This window comes from Bacillus sp. FSL K6-1366 (genome assembly GCF_037976695.1).
GTDB lineage: Bacteria > Bacillota > Bacilli > Bacillales > Bacillaceae > Bacillus > Bacillus subtilis.
In genome coordinates this window covers 2,179,666-2,193,407 of record NZ_CP150268.1, presented here as the reverse complement: position 1 = coordinate 2,193,407, position 13,742 = coordinate 2,179,666, and the positions used below count along the sequence as shown (strand labels likewise).

The 13,742-nt window shown below is 43.1% G+C and carries 15 protein-coding genes; 13 read left to right on the top strand and 2 right to left on the bottom strand.

Going from position 1 to position 13,742, the window contains the following annotated elements; genetic code table 11:
* Window positions 1–13 precede the first annotated feature (13 nt).
* The 3 genes from mnmG to noc all read left to right on the top strand — a co-directional run bounded on the left by mnmG (window position 14) and on the right by noc (window position 3,606).
* On the top strand, window positions 14–1,900 hold the full coding sequence (gene mnmG, locus MHI44_RS11500) for a tRNA uridine-5-carboxymethylaminomethyl(34) synthesis enzyme MnmG (protein WP_003226825.1): 1,887 nt from the start codon (window positions 14–16) through the stop codon (window positions 1,898–1,900).
* 13 nt (window positions 1,901–1,913) lie between these two features.
* Window positions 1,914–2,633, top strand: coding sequence for a 16S rRNA (guanine(527)-N(7))-methyltransferase RsmG (gene rsmG / locus MHI44_RS11495; RefSeq protein ID WP_015250777.1), 720 nt, complete (start codon window positions 1,914–1,916; stop codon window positions 2,631–2,633).
* 121 nt (window positions 2,634–2,754) lie between these two features.
* Complete coding sequence (noc, locus tag MHI44_RS11490) at window positions 2,755–3,606, top strand: nucleoid occlusion protein (RefSeq protein WP_003226829.1); 852 nt, start codon at window positions 2,755–2,757, stop codon at window positions 3,604–3,606.
* Window positions 3,607–3,656: 50 nt separating this feature from the next.
* Here noc and MHI44_RS11485 read toward each other — a convergent pair whose 3' ends face one another.
* Window positions 3,657–4,097 (bottom strand): PH domain-containing protein, encoded by a 441-nt coding sequence (locus tag MHI44_RS11485; protein ID WP_076457319.1) that lies wholly within the window; start codon window positions 4,095–4,097, stop codon window positions 3,657–3,659.
* 247 nt (window positions 4,098–4,344) lie between these two features.
* On the opposite strand from MHI44_RS11485, the gene soj reads away from it, so the two are divergent.
* Complete coding sequence (gene soj / locus MHI44_RS11480) at window positions 4,345–5,106, top strand: sporulation initiation inhibitor protein Soj (protein ID WP_339203545.1); 762 nt, start codon at window positions 4,345–4,347, stop codon at window positions 5,104–5,106.
* On the top strand, window positions 5,099–5,947 hold the full coding sequence (spo0J, locus tag MHI44_RS11475) for a stage 0 sporulation protein Spo0J (RefSeq protein WP_003226832.1): 849 nt from the start codon (window positions 5,099–5,101) through the stop codon (window positions 5,945–5,947). The genes soj and spo0J overlap by 8 nt, the downstream gene beginning before the upstream one ends.
* A gap of 38 nt (window positions 5,948–5,985) precedes the next feature.
* On the opposite strand, the gene yyaC is transcribed toward spo0J, so the two are convergent.
* Window positions 5,986–6,603 (bottom strand): spore protease YyaC, encoded by a 618-nt coding sequence (gene yyaC, locus MHI44_RS11470; RefSeq protein ID WP_003226834.1) that lies wholly within the window; start codon window positions 6,601–6,603, stop codon window positions 5,986–5,988.
* A gap of 459 nt (window positions 6,604–7,062) precedes the next feature.
* Between yyaC and MHI44_RS11465 the strand changes: the two genes are divergently transcribed.
* From MHI44_RS11465 to xth, 8 genes are all read left to right on the top strand, one after another.
* Window positions 7,063–8,079 (top strand): membrane protein, encoded by a 1,017-nt coding sequence (locus tag MHI44_RS11465; protein ID WP_010886647.1) that lies wholly within the window; start codon window positions 7,063–7,065, stop codon window positions 8,077–8,079.
* Window positions 8,080–8,172: 93 nt separating this feature from the next.
* Complete coding sequence (locus MHI44_RS11460) at window positions 8,173–8,379, top strand: DUF951 family protein (RefSeq protein WP_003226838.1); 207 nt, start codon at window positions 8,173–8,175, stop codon at window positions 8,377–8,379.
* 50 nt (window positions 8,380–8,429) lie between these two features.
* Window positions 8,430–10,433 (top strand): molybdopterin-dependent oxidoreductase, encoded by a 2,004-nt coding sequence (locus tag MHI44_RS11455; protein WP_339201973.1) that lies wholly within the window; start codon window positions 8,430–8,432, stop codon window positions 10,431–10,433.
* A 126-nt stretch (window positions 10,434–10,559) separates the two neighbouring features.
* Window positions 10,560–11,660 (top strand): redox-regulated ATPase YchF, encoded by a 1,101-nt coding sequence (gene ychF, locus MHI44_RS11450; protein WP_015250781.1) that lies wholly within the window; start codon window positions 10,560–10,562, stop codon window positions 11,658–11,660.
* A gap of 110 nt (window positions 11,661–11,770) precedes the next feature.
* Window positions 11,771–12,058, top strand: a complete 288-nt coding sequence (gene rpsF, locus MHI44_RS11445) for a 30S ribosomal protein S6 (RefSeq protein WP_003244064.1) — start codon at window positions 11,771–11,773, stop codon at window positions 12,056–12,058.
* Between the two features lie 40 nt (window positions 12,059–12,098).
* Window positions 12,099–12,617, top strand: coding sequence for a single-stranded DNA-binding protein SsbA (gene ssbA / locus MHI44_RS11440; protein WP_003219228.1), 519 nt, complete (start codon window positions 12,099–12,101; stop codon window positions 12,615–12,617).
* A 43-nt stretch (window positions 12,618–12,660) separates the two neighbouring features.
* Window positions 12,661–12,900, top strand: a complete 240-nt coding sequence (gene rpsR / locus MHI44_RS11435) for a 30S ribosomal protein S18 (RefSeq protein ID WP_003219224.1) — start codon at window positions 12,661–12,663, stop codon at window positions 12,898–12,900.
* A 63-nt stretch (window positions 12,901–12,963) separates the two neighbouring features.
* Window positions 12,964–13,722 (top strand): exodeoxyribonuclease III, encoded by a 759-nt coding sequence (gene xth / locus MHI44_RS11430; RefSeq protein ID WP_003226843.1) that lies wholly within the window; start codon window positions 12,964–12,966, stop codon window positions 13,720–13,722.
* Window positions 13,723–13,742: the final 20 nt, after the last annotated feature.

Sequence of the window (13,742 nt, the reverse complement as noted above, 5' to 3'; positions counted from 1 at the left end):
AGGAACTAGAATCATGGGGTATGAAGCAGGCCAATACGATGTGATTGTGATTGGCGCCGGGCATGCCGGTGTTGAGGCTGCCCTCGCATCTGCACGCCAAGGCGCCAAAACGCTTGTCTTGACCATCAACCTAGATATGGTTGCATTTATGCCATGTAATCCGTCTGTCGGCGGCCCCGCAAAAGGGATTGTCGTCCGCGAAATTGACGCGCTCGGCGGAGAAATGGGAAGAAACATCGATAAAACGCATATTCAAATGAGAATGCTGAATACAGGAAAAGGTCCTGCGGTTCGTGCTTTGCGTGCGCAAGCAGACAAATTCCAATATCAGCACGAAATGAAAAATACGCTTGAAAAGGAACCAAACTTAACATTGCTGCAAGGAATTGTGGAGCGGCTGATCGTTGAAGACGGCGAATGCCGAGGCGTTATTACACAAACCGGTGCACATTATCGTGCGAAAGCAGTTGTCATGACGACAGGGACATATTTAAGAGGACGTATTATTCTTGGCGATCTGTCTTACTCAAGCGGCCCAAATAACCAGCAGCCTTCTATTAAGCTTTCTGAGCATTTGGAGGAACTTGGTTTTGACCTTGTTCGTTTTAAAACAGGTACGCCGCCTCGCGTTAAAAGCGACACGATTGATTACAGCAAAACGGAAATTCAGCCTGGTGACGATGTGCCTCGCGCTTTCTCATATGAAACAGTGGAATATATCACAGATCAGCTCCCTTGCTGGTTGACATATACAAGCCCTGAGACACATGAGATTATTGACAGCAACCTGCACCGTTCACCGATGTATTCCGGTATGATCAAAGGTACGGGCCCAAGATACTGCCCATCCATTGAAGATAAAGTTGTCCGTTTTAATGATAAACCGCGTCACCAAATCTTCCTTGAGCCGGAAGGCAGAAATACACAGGAAGTCTATGTCCAAGGTTTATCTACAAGTCTTCCAGAAGACGTACAGCAAAGAATGCTTGCAACGATTCCTGGACTTGAAAACGTGCAAATGATGAGAGCCGGCTATGCGATCGAGTATGATGCAATCGTACCGACACAGCTCTGGCCGACACTTGAAACAAAAAAAATCACAAACCTTTACACTGCAGGCCAAATTAACGGAACATCCGGTTATGAAGAAGCTGCGGGACAAGGGATTATGGCGGGAATCAATGCAGGACGAAAAGCGCTTGGAAAAGAAGAAGTAATTCTAAGCCGTTCTGACGCCTATATTGGTGTTCTGATTGATGACCTTGTGACAAAAGGTACCAATGAGCCATATCGTCTTTTGACATCACGTGCTGAATACAGATTGCTGCTTCGACATGACAATGCTGATTTGCGTCTGACAGAAATCGGACACCGCATTGGATTGATTTCTGATGAGCGCTATGCGGCTTTTGAGAAGAAAAAAGCGGCGATCGAGGCGGAGAAAAAACGTCTTCATTCTGTAATTATCAAGCCGTCTCCGGAAAATCAAGAATATATCCGTTCTCTTGGCGGAAGCGAATTGAAAGATGGAGTTCGCGGCACAGACTTGATGAAGCGTCCTGAAATGAACTATGAAACAGTCACAAAACTGGCGCCGCCAGAAGTGCCGGTTCCTCAAGACGTGGCAGAACAAGTAGAAATCCAAGTGAAATATGAAGGATATATTGAAAAATCTCTTCAGCAAGTGGAAAAACTGAAGAAGATGGAAAATAAAAAAATTCCAGATCGAATTGATTATGACGCAATTAAGGGGATTGCGACCGAGGCGCGTCAAAAACTGAAAAATGTACGGCCTTTGTCTGTTGCCCAAGCTTCTCGCATTTCCGGTGTAAACCCGGCGGACATTTCAATTCTATTGGTGTATTTAGAGCAGGGACGCATCGCGAAGATAGCCGAATAGAAAGGATGACGGCATGAATATTGAAGAATTCACTTCTGGTTTGGCGGAAAAAGGGATCTCCCTTTCTCCCCGTCAGCTGGAGCAATTTGAGCTGTATTACGACATGCTGGTTGAATGGAACGAAAAAATCAATCTGACTTCAATAACAGAGAAAAAAGAAGTGTATTTAAAGCATTTTTATGATTCCATTACAGCTGCTTTTTATGTCGACTTCAATCAGGTGAACACGATTTGTGATGTCGGAGCGGGAGCGGGTTTTCCAAGTCTGCCGATAAAAATATGCTTTCCGCACCTCAATGTCACAATCGTGGATTCACTGAATAAACGGATCACGTTTTTAGAAAAGCTATCTGAGGCTTTGCAATTGGAGAATACAACATTCTGCCATGACAGAGCTGAAACGTTCGGGCAACGGAAAGACGTGCGTGAAAGCTATGATATTGTGACAGCGCGAGCAGTTGCGAGATTATCTGTTTTGAGTGAGCTTTGCTTGCCTCTGGTGAAGAAAAACGGTTTATTTGTTGCTTTAAAAGCCGCATCAGCTGAAGAAGAACTGAATGCAGGCAAAAAAGCAATCACGACGCTTGGAGGAGAACTTGAGAATATCCATTCTTTTAAGCTGCCTATTGAAGAAAGCGATCGTAATATTATGGTGATACGCAAAATAAAAAATACACCTAAGAAGTATCCAAGAAAACCGGGAACTCCTAATAAATCGCCAATTGAAGGGTAATTTAGACAGCCTGATATGACAATACCATCATATTTTCATCAAAATTGATGGATGTACAGCAGGAAAAACCATGAGAAAATAGAATTATAAAAATGGCAGTTTTTAAAGGTGGTGTAGGTACATGAAGCATTCATTCTCTCGTTTCTTCGGGCTTGGTGAGAAGGAACAGGAGCCGGAGATTGCTGAACATGATACAAACAAAGAAGAGATTCTGGAAATACCGGTAAATGCTATCGTTCCCAACCGTTTTCAGCCACGCACCATTTTCTCAGATGAAAAAATCAAAGAGTTAGCAATGACCATTCATACACACGGCATTATTCAGCCGATTGTTGTAAGGCATACAGAAGAAGAAGGCCAATACGAACTCATTGCAGGTGAAAGACGCTGGAGAGCGGTTCAATCGCTTGAGTGGGAAAAGATTCCGGCAATTATTAAGGATTTTTCCGACACGGAAACCGCTTCTGTGGCGTTAATCGAAAACTTGCAGCGGGAAGAACTGTCTTCTATTGAGGAAGCGCATGCTTATGCTAGGCTGCTTGAGCTGCATGATTTAACACAGGAGGCACTCGCACAGCGCTTAGGAAAAGGGCAGTCTACAATCGCGAATAAGCTTCGGTTATTAAAGCTGCCTCAGCCGGTCCAAGAGGCAATTATGGAGAAGAAAATCACCGAGCGCCATGCCAGAGCACTGATTCCGCTGAAACAGCCTGAGCTCCAAGTCACACTGCTCACAGAGATTATTGAGAAAAGTTTAAATGTAAAGCAGACGGAAGACCGCGTGGTGAAAATGCTGGAGCAAGGCCAGAGAAAGCCAAAGCCGAGACGCAAAGCATTCAGCAGAGATACAAGAATTGCGATGAACACGATTCGCCAGTCACTATCAATGGTGGAAGACAGCGGTGTAAAATTGAATACGGAAGAAGAAGAATTTGAAGAATATATTCAATTAACGATTCGCATACCAAAATAGAAGCTCTCCTGAAAAGCAGGAGAGCTTTTTATATTTTTAATAAAAGGTAATCACTTACTTTTAGTGAATATTATTATATTAGAATTCTTTTCTTTGAGCTTGTGGATAAACTCTTCAGATTTTTGCGGTGAAATTACTGCATGTCCCCATCCCCCCTGATAATATATTGTGATGGCATGGCGAGAGCCGATCAGACGAAAACCGGACCACAGTTTCTTTTTTTGAACGATTTTCTCGATGTTTTCATAAGGAATTTGATGTTTGATCAATCCGGCTTTAATGATCAGATGGTGTTCCTTCAATACATATTTTAGGTCAATAAAGCTCCAAATGATGAGTCCATTTAAAAGAGTCAGCAGAATAAAAATGATCCAGCCGGAAACTCTCATATTTCCCAGCACAAAAGGAACAATGGCATCTGCTTGTATCAGTAATATGAGAAACACAATCATCAGCGTAACGGGTACATCTCTCTTCGTTTGATAAACCATTTTCTCACCATCCTGTTTCCACGTTCTGTACTGTGACTTCTTCTTTTTTTCTTTAAGAAATTCCTTTTTTAAGTCAAAAAAACATAGAAATTGCAGAATTTATAAGAGAAAGCATAAAGCGTGCTTGAATTTTCAATTATTTCCCTTCTGATTCGGAACAAAATGATGAAAAAAATGAAACGCTTTAATCTTTTTTTGATAGAATAGAAGCAAGATAGTACATGTTCATGTGAAAGTAGGTGACATCGTGGGAAAAATCATAGCAATTACGAACCAAAAAGGCGGGGTCGGCAAAACAACGACGTCTGTCAACCTTGGGGCATGTTTGGCTTACATAGGGAAAAGGGTTCTGCTGGTAGATATTGATCCGCAGGGAAATGCGACAAGCGGATTAGGGATTGAAAAAGCCGATGTAGAGCAGTGTGTGTACGATATTTTAGTAGATGATGCAGATATAATAGATATTATTAAAGCAACGACAGTAGAGAACTTGGATGTGATTCCTGCGACGATTCAGCTTGCAGGGGCTGAAATCGAGCTGGTTCCTACAATATCAAGAGAAGTGAGATTGAAGAGAGCGCTTGAAGCAGTAAAGCAAAATTATGATTATATTATCATTGATTGTCCGCCGTCATTGGGCTTGCTGACGATTAATGCCCTTACTGCCTCGGATTCCGTTGTGATTCCTGTACAGTGCGAATATTATGCCTTGGAGGGGCTCAGCCAGTTATTAAATACAGTACGTCTTGTGCAAAAGCATTTGAATACTGATTTAATGATTGAAGGTGTATTGCTGACAATGCTTGATGCCCGGACAAACCTTGGCATTCAAGTGATTGAAGAGGTTAAAAAGTATTTTAGGGATAAAGTATATAAGACAGTTATTCCGCGTAATGTCCGTCTGAGTGAGGCACCGAGTCACGGAAAACCCATCATTTTATACGATCCGCGGTCAAGAGGTGCGGAAGTATATTTAGATTTAGCAAAGGAAGTGGCTGCGAATGGCTAAAGGCCTTGGAAAAGGGATTAATGCGTTATTTAATCAGGTAGATTTGTCTGAAGAGACAGTTGAAGAAATTAAAATTGCCGATTTACGCCCTAATCCTTATCAGCCAAGAAAACACTTTGATGACGAGGCATTAGCTGAACTAAAAGAATCTGTGCTGCAGCATGGCATTCTTCAGCCGCTTATCGTCAGAAAATCTTTAAAAGGCTATGATATTGTTGCGGGTGAACGGCGTTTTCGAGCGGCAAAGCTGGCAGGTTTAGATACAGTTCCGGCCATTGTCCGTGAATTATCAGAGGCGTTAATGAGGGAAATTGCTTTATTAGAAAACCTTCAGCGTGAAGATTTATCTCCGCTTGAAGAGGCTCAGGCATATGACTCCTTGTTGAAACACTTAGATCTCACACAAGAGCAGCTTGCCAAACGTCTTGGGAAAAGCAGACCGCATATTGCGAATCATTTAAGACTGCTGACACTGCCAGAAAATATTCAACAGCTTATTGCCGAAGGCACGCTTTCTATGGGACATGGACGCACGCTTCTTGGCTTAAAAAACAAAAATAAGCTTGAACCGCTGGTACAAAAAGTGATTGCGGAGCAGCTCAATGTTCGCCAGCTTGAGCAGCTGATTCAGCAGTTGAATCAGAATGTTCCACGTGAAACAAAGAAAAAAGAACCTGTGAAAGATGCGGTTCTAAAAGAACGAGAATCCTATCTCCAAAATTATTTTGGAACAACAGTTAATATTAAAAGACAGAAGAAAAAAGGCAAAATCGAAATTGAATTTTTCTCTAATGAAGACCTTGACCGGATTTTAGAGCTTTTGTCTGAACGAGAATCATAAATGAAAAAACCATCTTTCAAACGAAGATGGTTTTTGTTTTATATGCGCCCAGTGAGCCTTTGCAGCGGGTTAATGCGTTCTTGCCTCCACTCTGTCCGATCTGTTAAACTCAAACCTTCCGCTAGAACATTTGCCATATTCATGACCAAGTTGAGTCTAGTATTTTGCAATACAAAATATTCCATAAACCCGCTAACATTCACGATTCCGTTAATATGAAGATCTCCCACTTCAGGAAGGTCTTTTTGTACACCGGCTCCGGGCTTTAATGGCCCGTCCCCGATTTGAAATGAACCCACACTCTTAACGCGGCCTAAGCATGCATCGACTGCTATAACAAATGGGTTTTTATGTAATTTATGAATGTCATTGATTTTATCCTTCATGTTCACAGCATGGACGGGGTCAGATAAGGTTCCGTAGACATGGAATCTGGTGAGCTGCATCTGTTTGAGTTTCATTCCTACGAGCGGGCCCAATGAATCACCGGTTGAACGGTCTGTTCCGATACAAACCACAACAATTGGTTTGCCGGCAGCTTTACGTAAGGATGAAGAAAGGATGGTTTGGATTTGTTTTGCCGCTGCAGCATCTGTATGTGAAACATATTGCTTTACTCGTTCCTGAGAGGAAAAAAGCCCGCCTTTTCGATTCATGGGTTTCACTTCCTTGTTATAGTAGGTAACAGAATTGCTATGGTGTGTAGTTATGTAAGCTTGTTTACAGTATATCCAGCAGTATGATTTTTTATGCTTTGTGTATGGCACCGGAGATTTTAAAAAAAGTAGAGGGCATGATATGAATGGTTAGTGGGCGATTACAAGTATTGTCCCCCATTGCCTCGATCATGATCAAGCAATGGTCTGTTTATGAAACACTTGAATAGGTAGGAATGGTTAGAAAAAAGTGAAGAGTGAAGTTCACTTCTTCATTCCGCGGACAAACAAATAAATATCTCTTTTTAGACTGCCATATTAGCAGTCTTTTTTTATGTGTATTTCGTATGATAATTTCACCTTGTGTTCAAATGTCTATGAAAATATGGCATGTTTGCTTTCCTTTATTTATATAGTAACAATAACGGGAACAAGCTGAACTTTGTCTATGAGGTGATAGTGTTGTGGAGAGCCGGAATGAAGTGGATGCTGCTCATATTAGGGAGCCTGATCGGGGCCGGATATGCGAGCGGTCAGGAGATATGGCAGTTTTTTGGGGCGGAAAGCGGACTTGCTATTGTGCTGTTTACAATTATGTTCATTTTCTCGTCTTATATTGTGATGAAAATCAGTTTTAAGGTTCAATCCACTCATTTTCTGCCGGTTCTGGAGCATTTAATGGGGCCATGGCTGGCGAAAATTTATGATGTCCTCATCATTTTTTATTTGTTTTCGACGACTATGGTGATGATTGCCGGAGGCGGTGTGACCCTGCAAATGTACAAGCTTCCTTTCTGGTGGGGAATCACGCTGATTTGCATCGTGACAGTGTGTTTGTTTTTGTGGGATGTGAAAGGAATATTATCTATAAATAGTATTTTGATTCCTGTGTTAGTAGCGGGGCTTTTATATGCGCTGATCTCCTTTCAGAGCACACATCACCATACGTGGACGATTGATTTGTCCCAGCAGTATAACTGGCCTGCGAGCATTACGTTTACCTCTTTAAACATCCTTTCAGTTGTTGCGATTTTATCCTCTGTTGGGAAAGAGATGAAAGGGCTTGGAGAAGCAAAAATCGCAAGTGTGGCAAGCGGTCTTATTTTTGGCGTGATCTCATTTGTTTATAATGAAACGTTGGTGGAGCTGGCGGGCTCCCTTTCTCAGTTTGAAATACCGCTGTTTGCCGTTCTGGAGGGTGCGCCTTATTTCCTTTTTTTATGTATGACGGCGGTGCTGTGCCTGGCGATTTACACGACGACGGTAGCAGGTTTGCTGGGGCTGTCCAGCCGGCTGATGGCGTTTATTCATATGCCTAGATGGATGATTGTGTTGATTTTGTTAGTGTTAATGGTACCTTTTACTTCTTTCGGATTTTCTGATTTGATCGCGTTCTTGTATCCGATATATGGGATGCTCAATTTGTATTTGTTAGTCTGTCTGCTCTTATATCCTATTTTGAGTAAATGGAAATAAGAGGATGTATTTCTTTTCAGGTATCTTGATTGCTCTTATGATCAGTTTTTTTGTACAATAGATACAGCAGTTTAGGAAAAGAGGTGAAGGGTCTTGGCGGATAAAGACTTTGGCCTGAATGATATCGTAGAAATGAAAAAACCGCATCCATGCGGAGCGAACAGCTGGAAAATTATACGCATGGGAATGGATATTCGAATTAAGTGTGAGGGATGCTCTCACAGTGTTATGATTCCGAGAAGAGAATTTGAAAGAAAACTAAAAAAAGTACTAGTCAAGCATGAGGAGCCTACTTCATAAATAGGCCGACACTCATGCTTTTTCATATAGAAGGTAAGGAGAAGACGGCGATGAGCAAAGTGCATCAGTCGGCATGTCCGCTGAATTGTTGGGACAGCTGCGGCTTTTTGGTGACTGTTGATGATGGAAAGGTAACAAAAGTGGACGGAGATCCAAACCATCCGATTACGGAAGGTAAAATCTGCGGCCGCGGCAGAATGCTTGAGACAAAAACAAATTCCCCTGATCGGCTTCGCTATCCACTGAAAAAACAAAATGGCGAGTTTGTGCGGATTTCTTGGGAGCAGGCACTTGATGAAATTGCCGATAAACTTCGGGAAATCAAGGAAACGTCGGAGACGACTGCTGTTTTGCACAGCCATGATTATGCGAATAACGGTCTGTTAAAAGCGCTTGATCAGCGTTTTTTTAATGGATATGGCGGCGTGACTGAAATCGTCGGAAGCATATGCTGGGGCTCCGGCATCGAGGCGCAAAGCTGGGATTTTGGCCGTTCGTACGGTCACGGCCCGCTTGATATTTACAACAGCAAGCATGTTGTTGTGTGGGGAAGAAATGTATCCAGAACAAATATGCACTTATACCATCACTTGCAGCAGGTGAAAAAGAAGGGCGCCACGATTACGGTGATTGATCCGATCTTCAACCCGACTGCTAAGCTTGCTGACCGCTATATCTCTGTAAAGCCTGGAATGGACGGCTGGCTTGCGGCAGCCGTTTTGAAGGTTCTGATTGAGACGGGAAGAACGGATGAAACGTTTATTTCTGAGCATTCTGTCGGTTTTGATGATGTGAAAGAGCTTTTGAAGACCGTTTCTCTGGAAGAGTTTATTGTGAAAACAGAAACTTCTATGGAGGAGCTGGAGTATCTGGCCGGTTTGTATGCTGATGGTCCGGTGTCTACTTTTATGGGGCTTGGCATGCAGCGATATAAAAACGGCGGGGGAACGATTCGTTGGATTGATGCACTTGTGGCGGCAAGCGGAAATGTCGGAATTAAGGGCGGCGGCGCGAATTTCGGAAATGTCCAGATTGGTGAGAGCTTTGCAAAAACAAAGCTGACGCTGCCGGAATTAAAAACAACATCCCGTTCTTTTTCAATGATGACACAGGCTGAAGAAGTGTTGACCGCTGCTGATCCTGCGATTGAGATGATTATTGTGACGTGCGGAAATCCGCTGACTCAGGTGCCGAATACAAATAAGGTGAGACAAGCTTTTGAAAAGGTTCCAATGACGGTCGCGATTGATTCCATTATGACGGATACCGCAGAGCTGTGTGATTATGTTTTGCCGACTGCCACTGTTTTTGAAGAAGAAGATATCTACTATTCCAGTATGTATCATCATTATGTTCAGTACGGGAAGAAGCTTGTGGAGCCGCAGGGTGAAGCGAAATCGGACAGCTGGATCTGGTCAGAGCTTGCAAAACGTCTTGGGTTTGGCGAGCTGTTTGAATATAGCACTCAAGAATTTTTAGAGATGGGGCTTTCTTCATTGGAAGCAGAGGATGTGACACTTGAGCGTTTAAAAGAAAAAGGCCACCTCCCTCTTCCAGTAAAACAGGTGCCGTGGGATGATTATCAGTTTTTGACACCGAGTGGAAAATTTGAATTTACTTCGTCGCTAGCTGAGCAAAAAGGATTTAGCGGCTCGCTTCAATTAAATGTGCCCGAAGAATCTGTTTTCCATAATGAGGAGTTAGCTGGAAAGTACCCTTATACGCTCTTATCCATTCATCCGCAGCGTTCCAACCATTCACAGCATGTGCCATTTATTGAAAAGCTTCAGCACGTTCAGGTCGATATTTCTCCAGATATAGCGGCTGAGCAGGATCTTCAGGATGGAGACGAGGTTGTCATCTTTAATGACCGCGGACGCTTGAAGGGCAAGGTGAAAGTGATGAAGCAGGCTCATGCGAAGACGATTAATATAGATGAAGGCATGTGGGCGGCTTTTGGAGGGTCAGTCAATGCACTGACAAATGATACAAATTCTGATAATGGAATGGGAAGTACGCTTTTTGACTGTTTAGTAGGCTTGAAAAAAGCATAATCAAAGGGATTGGCAGGCTGAAAATGCTTTTTTGTCAGCTTGTCTTTTCCAGTGAACCTCCTTATAATTGCTCTAGGTTCAAAATACGCTCATACAATGACGGTTTTATATAGAGGAGATGAAAGAATGGCTTTAACAGCTGGAATTGTTGGTTTGCCGAACGTCGGAAAATCAACACTATTTAACGCAATTACACAGGCCGGTGCCGAATCAGCCAACTACCCGTTCTGTACAATTGATCCGAACGTGGGAATTGTAGAGGTGCCGGATGATCGTCTGCAAAAGCTGACTGAGCTGGTCAACCCGAAGAAGACTGTGCCGACTGCTTTTGAATTCACTGATATTGCAGGGATTGTAAAGGGCGCATCTAAAGGAGAAGGACTCGGCAACAAGTTCCTATCTCATATTCGCCAAGTTGACGCGATTTGCCACGTTGTCCGTGCTTTTTCCGATGACAACATTACACACGTTTCCGGAAAGGTTGATCCGATTGATGACATTGAAACGATCAACCTTGAGCTGATCCTCGCTGATATGGAAACGGTTGAAAAGCGGATTACACGCGTCAGCAAGCTTGCGAAGCAAAAAGATAAAGACGCTGTATTTGAGTTTGAGATTTTATCTAAACTGAAAGAAGCGTTTGAGAGTGAAAAGCCTGCTCGATCTGTAGAACTCACTGAGGAGCAGCAAAAGCTTGTGAAGCAGCTCCATTTACTGACTTCGAAGCCTATTTTGTACGTGGCCAACGTAAGTGAAGATGAAGTTGCTGATCCATCTGGCAATGAAAATGTAGCGAAGATTCGCGAGTACGCTGCCGGCGAAAACGCAGAAGTTATCGTTGTGTGTGCAAAAATCGAATCTGAAATCGCTGAGCTTGAAGGCGAAGAAAAGCAAATGTTCTTGGAAGAGCTGGGCATTCAAGAATCAGGTCTTGATCAGCTGATCAAAGCGTCTTACTCTCTTCTCGGCCTCGCAACATATTTCACAGCCGGAGAACAGGAAGTCAGAGCTTGGACATTCAAAAAAGGCATGAAAGCCCCTGAGTGTGCAGGAATTATTCATAGTGACTTTGAGCGGGGCTTCATTCGTGCTGAGACAGTTGCTTATGAGGATCTTCTTGCGGGCGGCGGTATGGCAGGAGCTAAAGAGGCAGGAAAAGTCCGCCTTGAAGGGAAAGAATATGTGGTCCAAGACGGAGATGTTATTCATTTCCGATTTAATGTATAGGATGCAGTTGTAAAGGGACAAGAGCTTTGGTATAATATAAAATTGTGAGTAATAGAATTATTGCTCCTTGCCCATTATGGGCCGCTTAGTCCAAAAGGAGGTGCAAACAGATGAGAAAGTACGAAGTTATGTACATTATCCGCCCAAACATTGACGAAGAGTCTAAAAAAGCAGTTATCGAGCGTTTCAACAACGTTCTGACTTCTAACGGTGCGGAGATCACTGGAACAAAGGATTGGGGTAAACGTCGTCTTGCTTACGAAATCAACGATTTCCGCGACGGTTTCTACCAAATCGTAAACGTTCAATCTGACGCTGCGGCAGTTCAAGAATTTGACCGTCTAGCTAAGATCAGTGACGATATCATTCGCCACATTGTTGTTAAAGAAGAAGAATAAGCAATTTTGAAATATATAATGGTAAAAGGTGGTCTTTCTTATGCTTAACCGAGTTGTATTAGTCGGAAGACTGACAAAAGACCCAGAGCTTCGTTATACGCCAAACGGTGCGGCTGTTGCTACGTTTACTCTTGCTGTGAATCGTACATTTACGAACCAGTCCGGAGAGCGTGAGGCCGATTTCATTAATTGTGTCACTTGGAGAAGACAAGCCGAAAACGTTGCAAACTTCTTGAAAAAAGGAAGCCTTGCAGGCGTAGATGGCCGTTTACAAACAAGAAACTATGAAAACCAGCAAGGACAGCGTGTCTTCGTGACAGAGGTCCAAGCTGAAAGTGTTCAATTTCTTGAGCCGAAAAACGGCGGCGGTTCTGGTTCAGGTGGATACAACGAAGGAAACAGCGGCGGAGGCCAGTACTTTGGCGGAGGCCAAAATGATAATCCATTTGGGGGAAATCAAAACAACCAGAGACGCAATCAGGGGAACAGCTTTAATGATGACCCATTTGCCAACGACGGCAAACCGATTGACATCTCGGATGATGATCTTCCATTCTAATGTGATTATCACCTAAAATGAAAAAGAAAGGAGGGAAATGACAATGGCAGGAGGACGCAGAGGCGGTCGTGCGAAACGCCGTAAAGTGTGTTATTTCACTTCTAACGGTATCACGCACATCGACTACAAAGATGTAGATCTTCTTAAAAAGTTTGTTTCTGAACGCGGTAAAATTTTACCACGTCGTGTAACTGGAACAAACGCTAAATACCAACGTAAATTGACTGCAGCGATCAAACGCGCACGTCAAATGGCTTTACTTCCATACGTAAGCGGTGAGTAAGCTGATACGTAAAGAGCAAGGACCTTCGGGTTCTTGCTCTTTTTTATAGGGGGAGGATGAAACATGAAGTTGATTTCATGGAATGTAAACGGCCTGCGGGCTGTGATGAGAAAAATGGATTTCCTCTCTTATTTGAAAGAAGAGGATGCAGATATTATATGTCTTCAGGAAACGAAGATACAGGACGGCCAGGTTGATCTCCAGCCTGAAGGCTATCATGTGTACTGGAATTATGCAGTGAAAAAAGGATATTCCGGCACAGCTGTTTTTTCTAAGCAAGAACCGCTGCAGGTCATCTACGGTATCGGAGTAGAAGAGCATGACCAAGAAGGCAGAGTGATTACGCTGGAATTTGAAAACGTGTTTGTGATGACTGTTTACACGCCCAATTCCAGAAGGGGATTAGAGCGGATTGATTACCGCATGCAATGGGAAGAGGCTTTATTGTCTTATATTCTTGAATTGGATCAGAAAAAACCAGTGATTTTATGCGGTGATTTGAATGTAGCCCATCAGGAGATTGATTTGAAAAATCCAAAGGCGAACCGGAATAACGCTGGATTTTCAGATCAAGAAAGAGGGGCATTCACTCGTTTCTTAGAAGCTGGCTTTGTTGATTCTTTCCGTCATGTTTATCCTGATCTTGAAGGCGCTTATTCCTGGTGGTCGTATCGTGCCGGCGCCCGGGACAGAAATATCGGATGGCGGATTGATTATTTTGTTGTTTCTGAAAGACTTAAGGAACAGATTGAAGATGCCAGCATATCAGCGGACGTCATGGGTTCCGACCATTGTCCTGTTGAACTTATCATCAATATATGATGAGATAGCAGTAAGGATTT

Coding starts and splice junctions, on each gene's coding strand:
- mnmG (WP_003226825.1), top strand. CDS start 14: ATGGGGTATGAAGCAGGCCAATACGATGTGATTGTGATTGGCGCCGGG.
- rsmG (WP_015250777.1), top strand. CDS start 1,914: ATGAATATTGAAGAATTCACTTCTGGTTTGGCGGAAAAAGGGATCTCC.
- noc (WP_003226829.1), top strand. CDS start 2,755: ATGAAGCATTCATTCTCTCGTTTCTTCGGGCTTGGTGAGAAGGAACAG.
- MHI44_RS11485 (WP_076457319.1), bottom strand. CDS start 4,097: ATGGTTTATCAAACGAAGAGAGATGTACCCGTTACGCTGATGATTGTG.
- spo0J (WP_003226832.1), top strand. CDS start 5,099: ATGGCTAAAGGCCTTGGAAAAGGGATTAATGCGTTATTTAATCAGGTA.
- yyaC (WP_003226834.1), bottom strand. CDS start 6,603: ATGAATCGAAAAGGCGGGCTTTTTTCCTCTCAGGAACGAGTAAAGCAA.
- MHI44_RS11455 (WP_339201973.1), top strand. CDS start 8,430: ATGAGCAAAGTGCATCAGTCGGCATGTCCGCTGAATTGTTGGGACAGC.
- ychF (WP_015250781.1), top strand. CDS start 10,560: ATGGCTTTAACAGCTGGAATTGTTGGTTTGCCGAACGTCGGAAAATCA.
- rpsF (WP_003244064.1), top strand. CDS start 11,771: ATGAGAAAGTACGAAGTTATGTACATTATCCGCCCAAACATTGACGAA.
- ssbA (WP_003219228.1), top strand. CDS start 12,099: ATGCTTAACCGAGTTGTATTAGTCGGAAGACTGACAAAAGACCCAGAG.
- rpsR (WP_003219224.1), top strand. CDS start 12,661: ATGGCAGGAGGACGCAGAGGCGGTCGTGCGAAACGCCGTAAAGTGTGT.
- xth (WP_003226843.1), top strand. CDS start 12,964: ATGAAGTTGATTTCATGGAATGTAAACGGCCTGCGGGCTGTGATGAGA.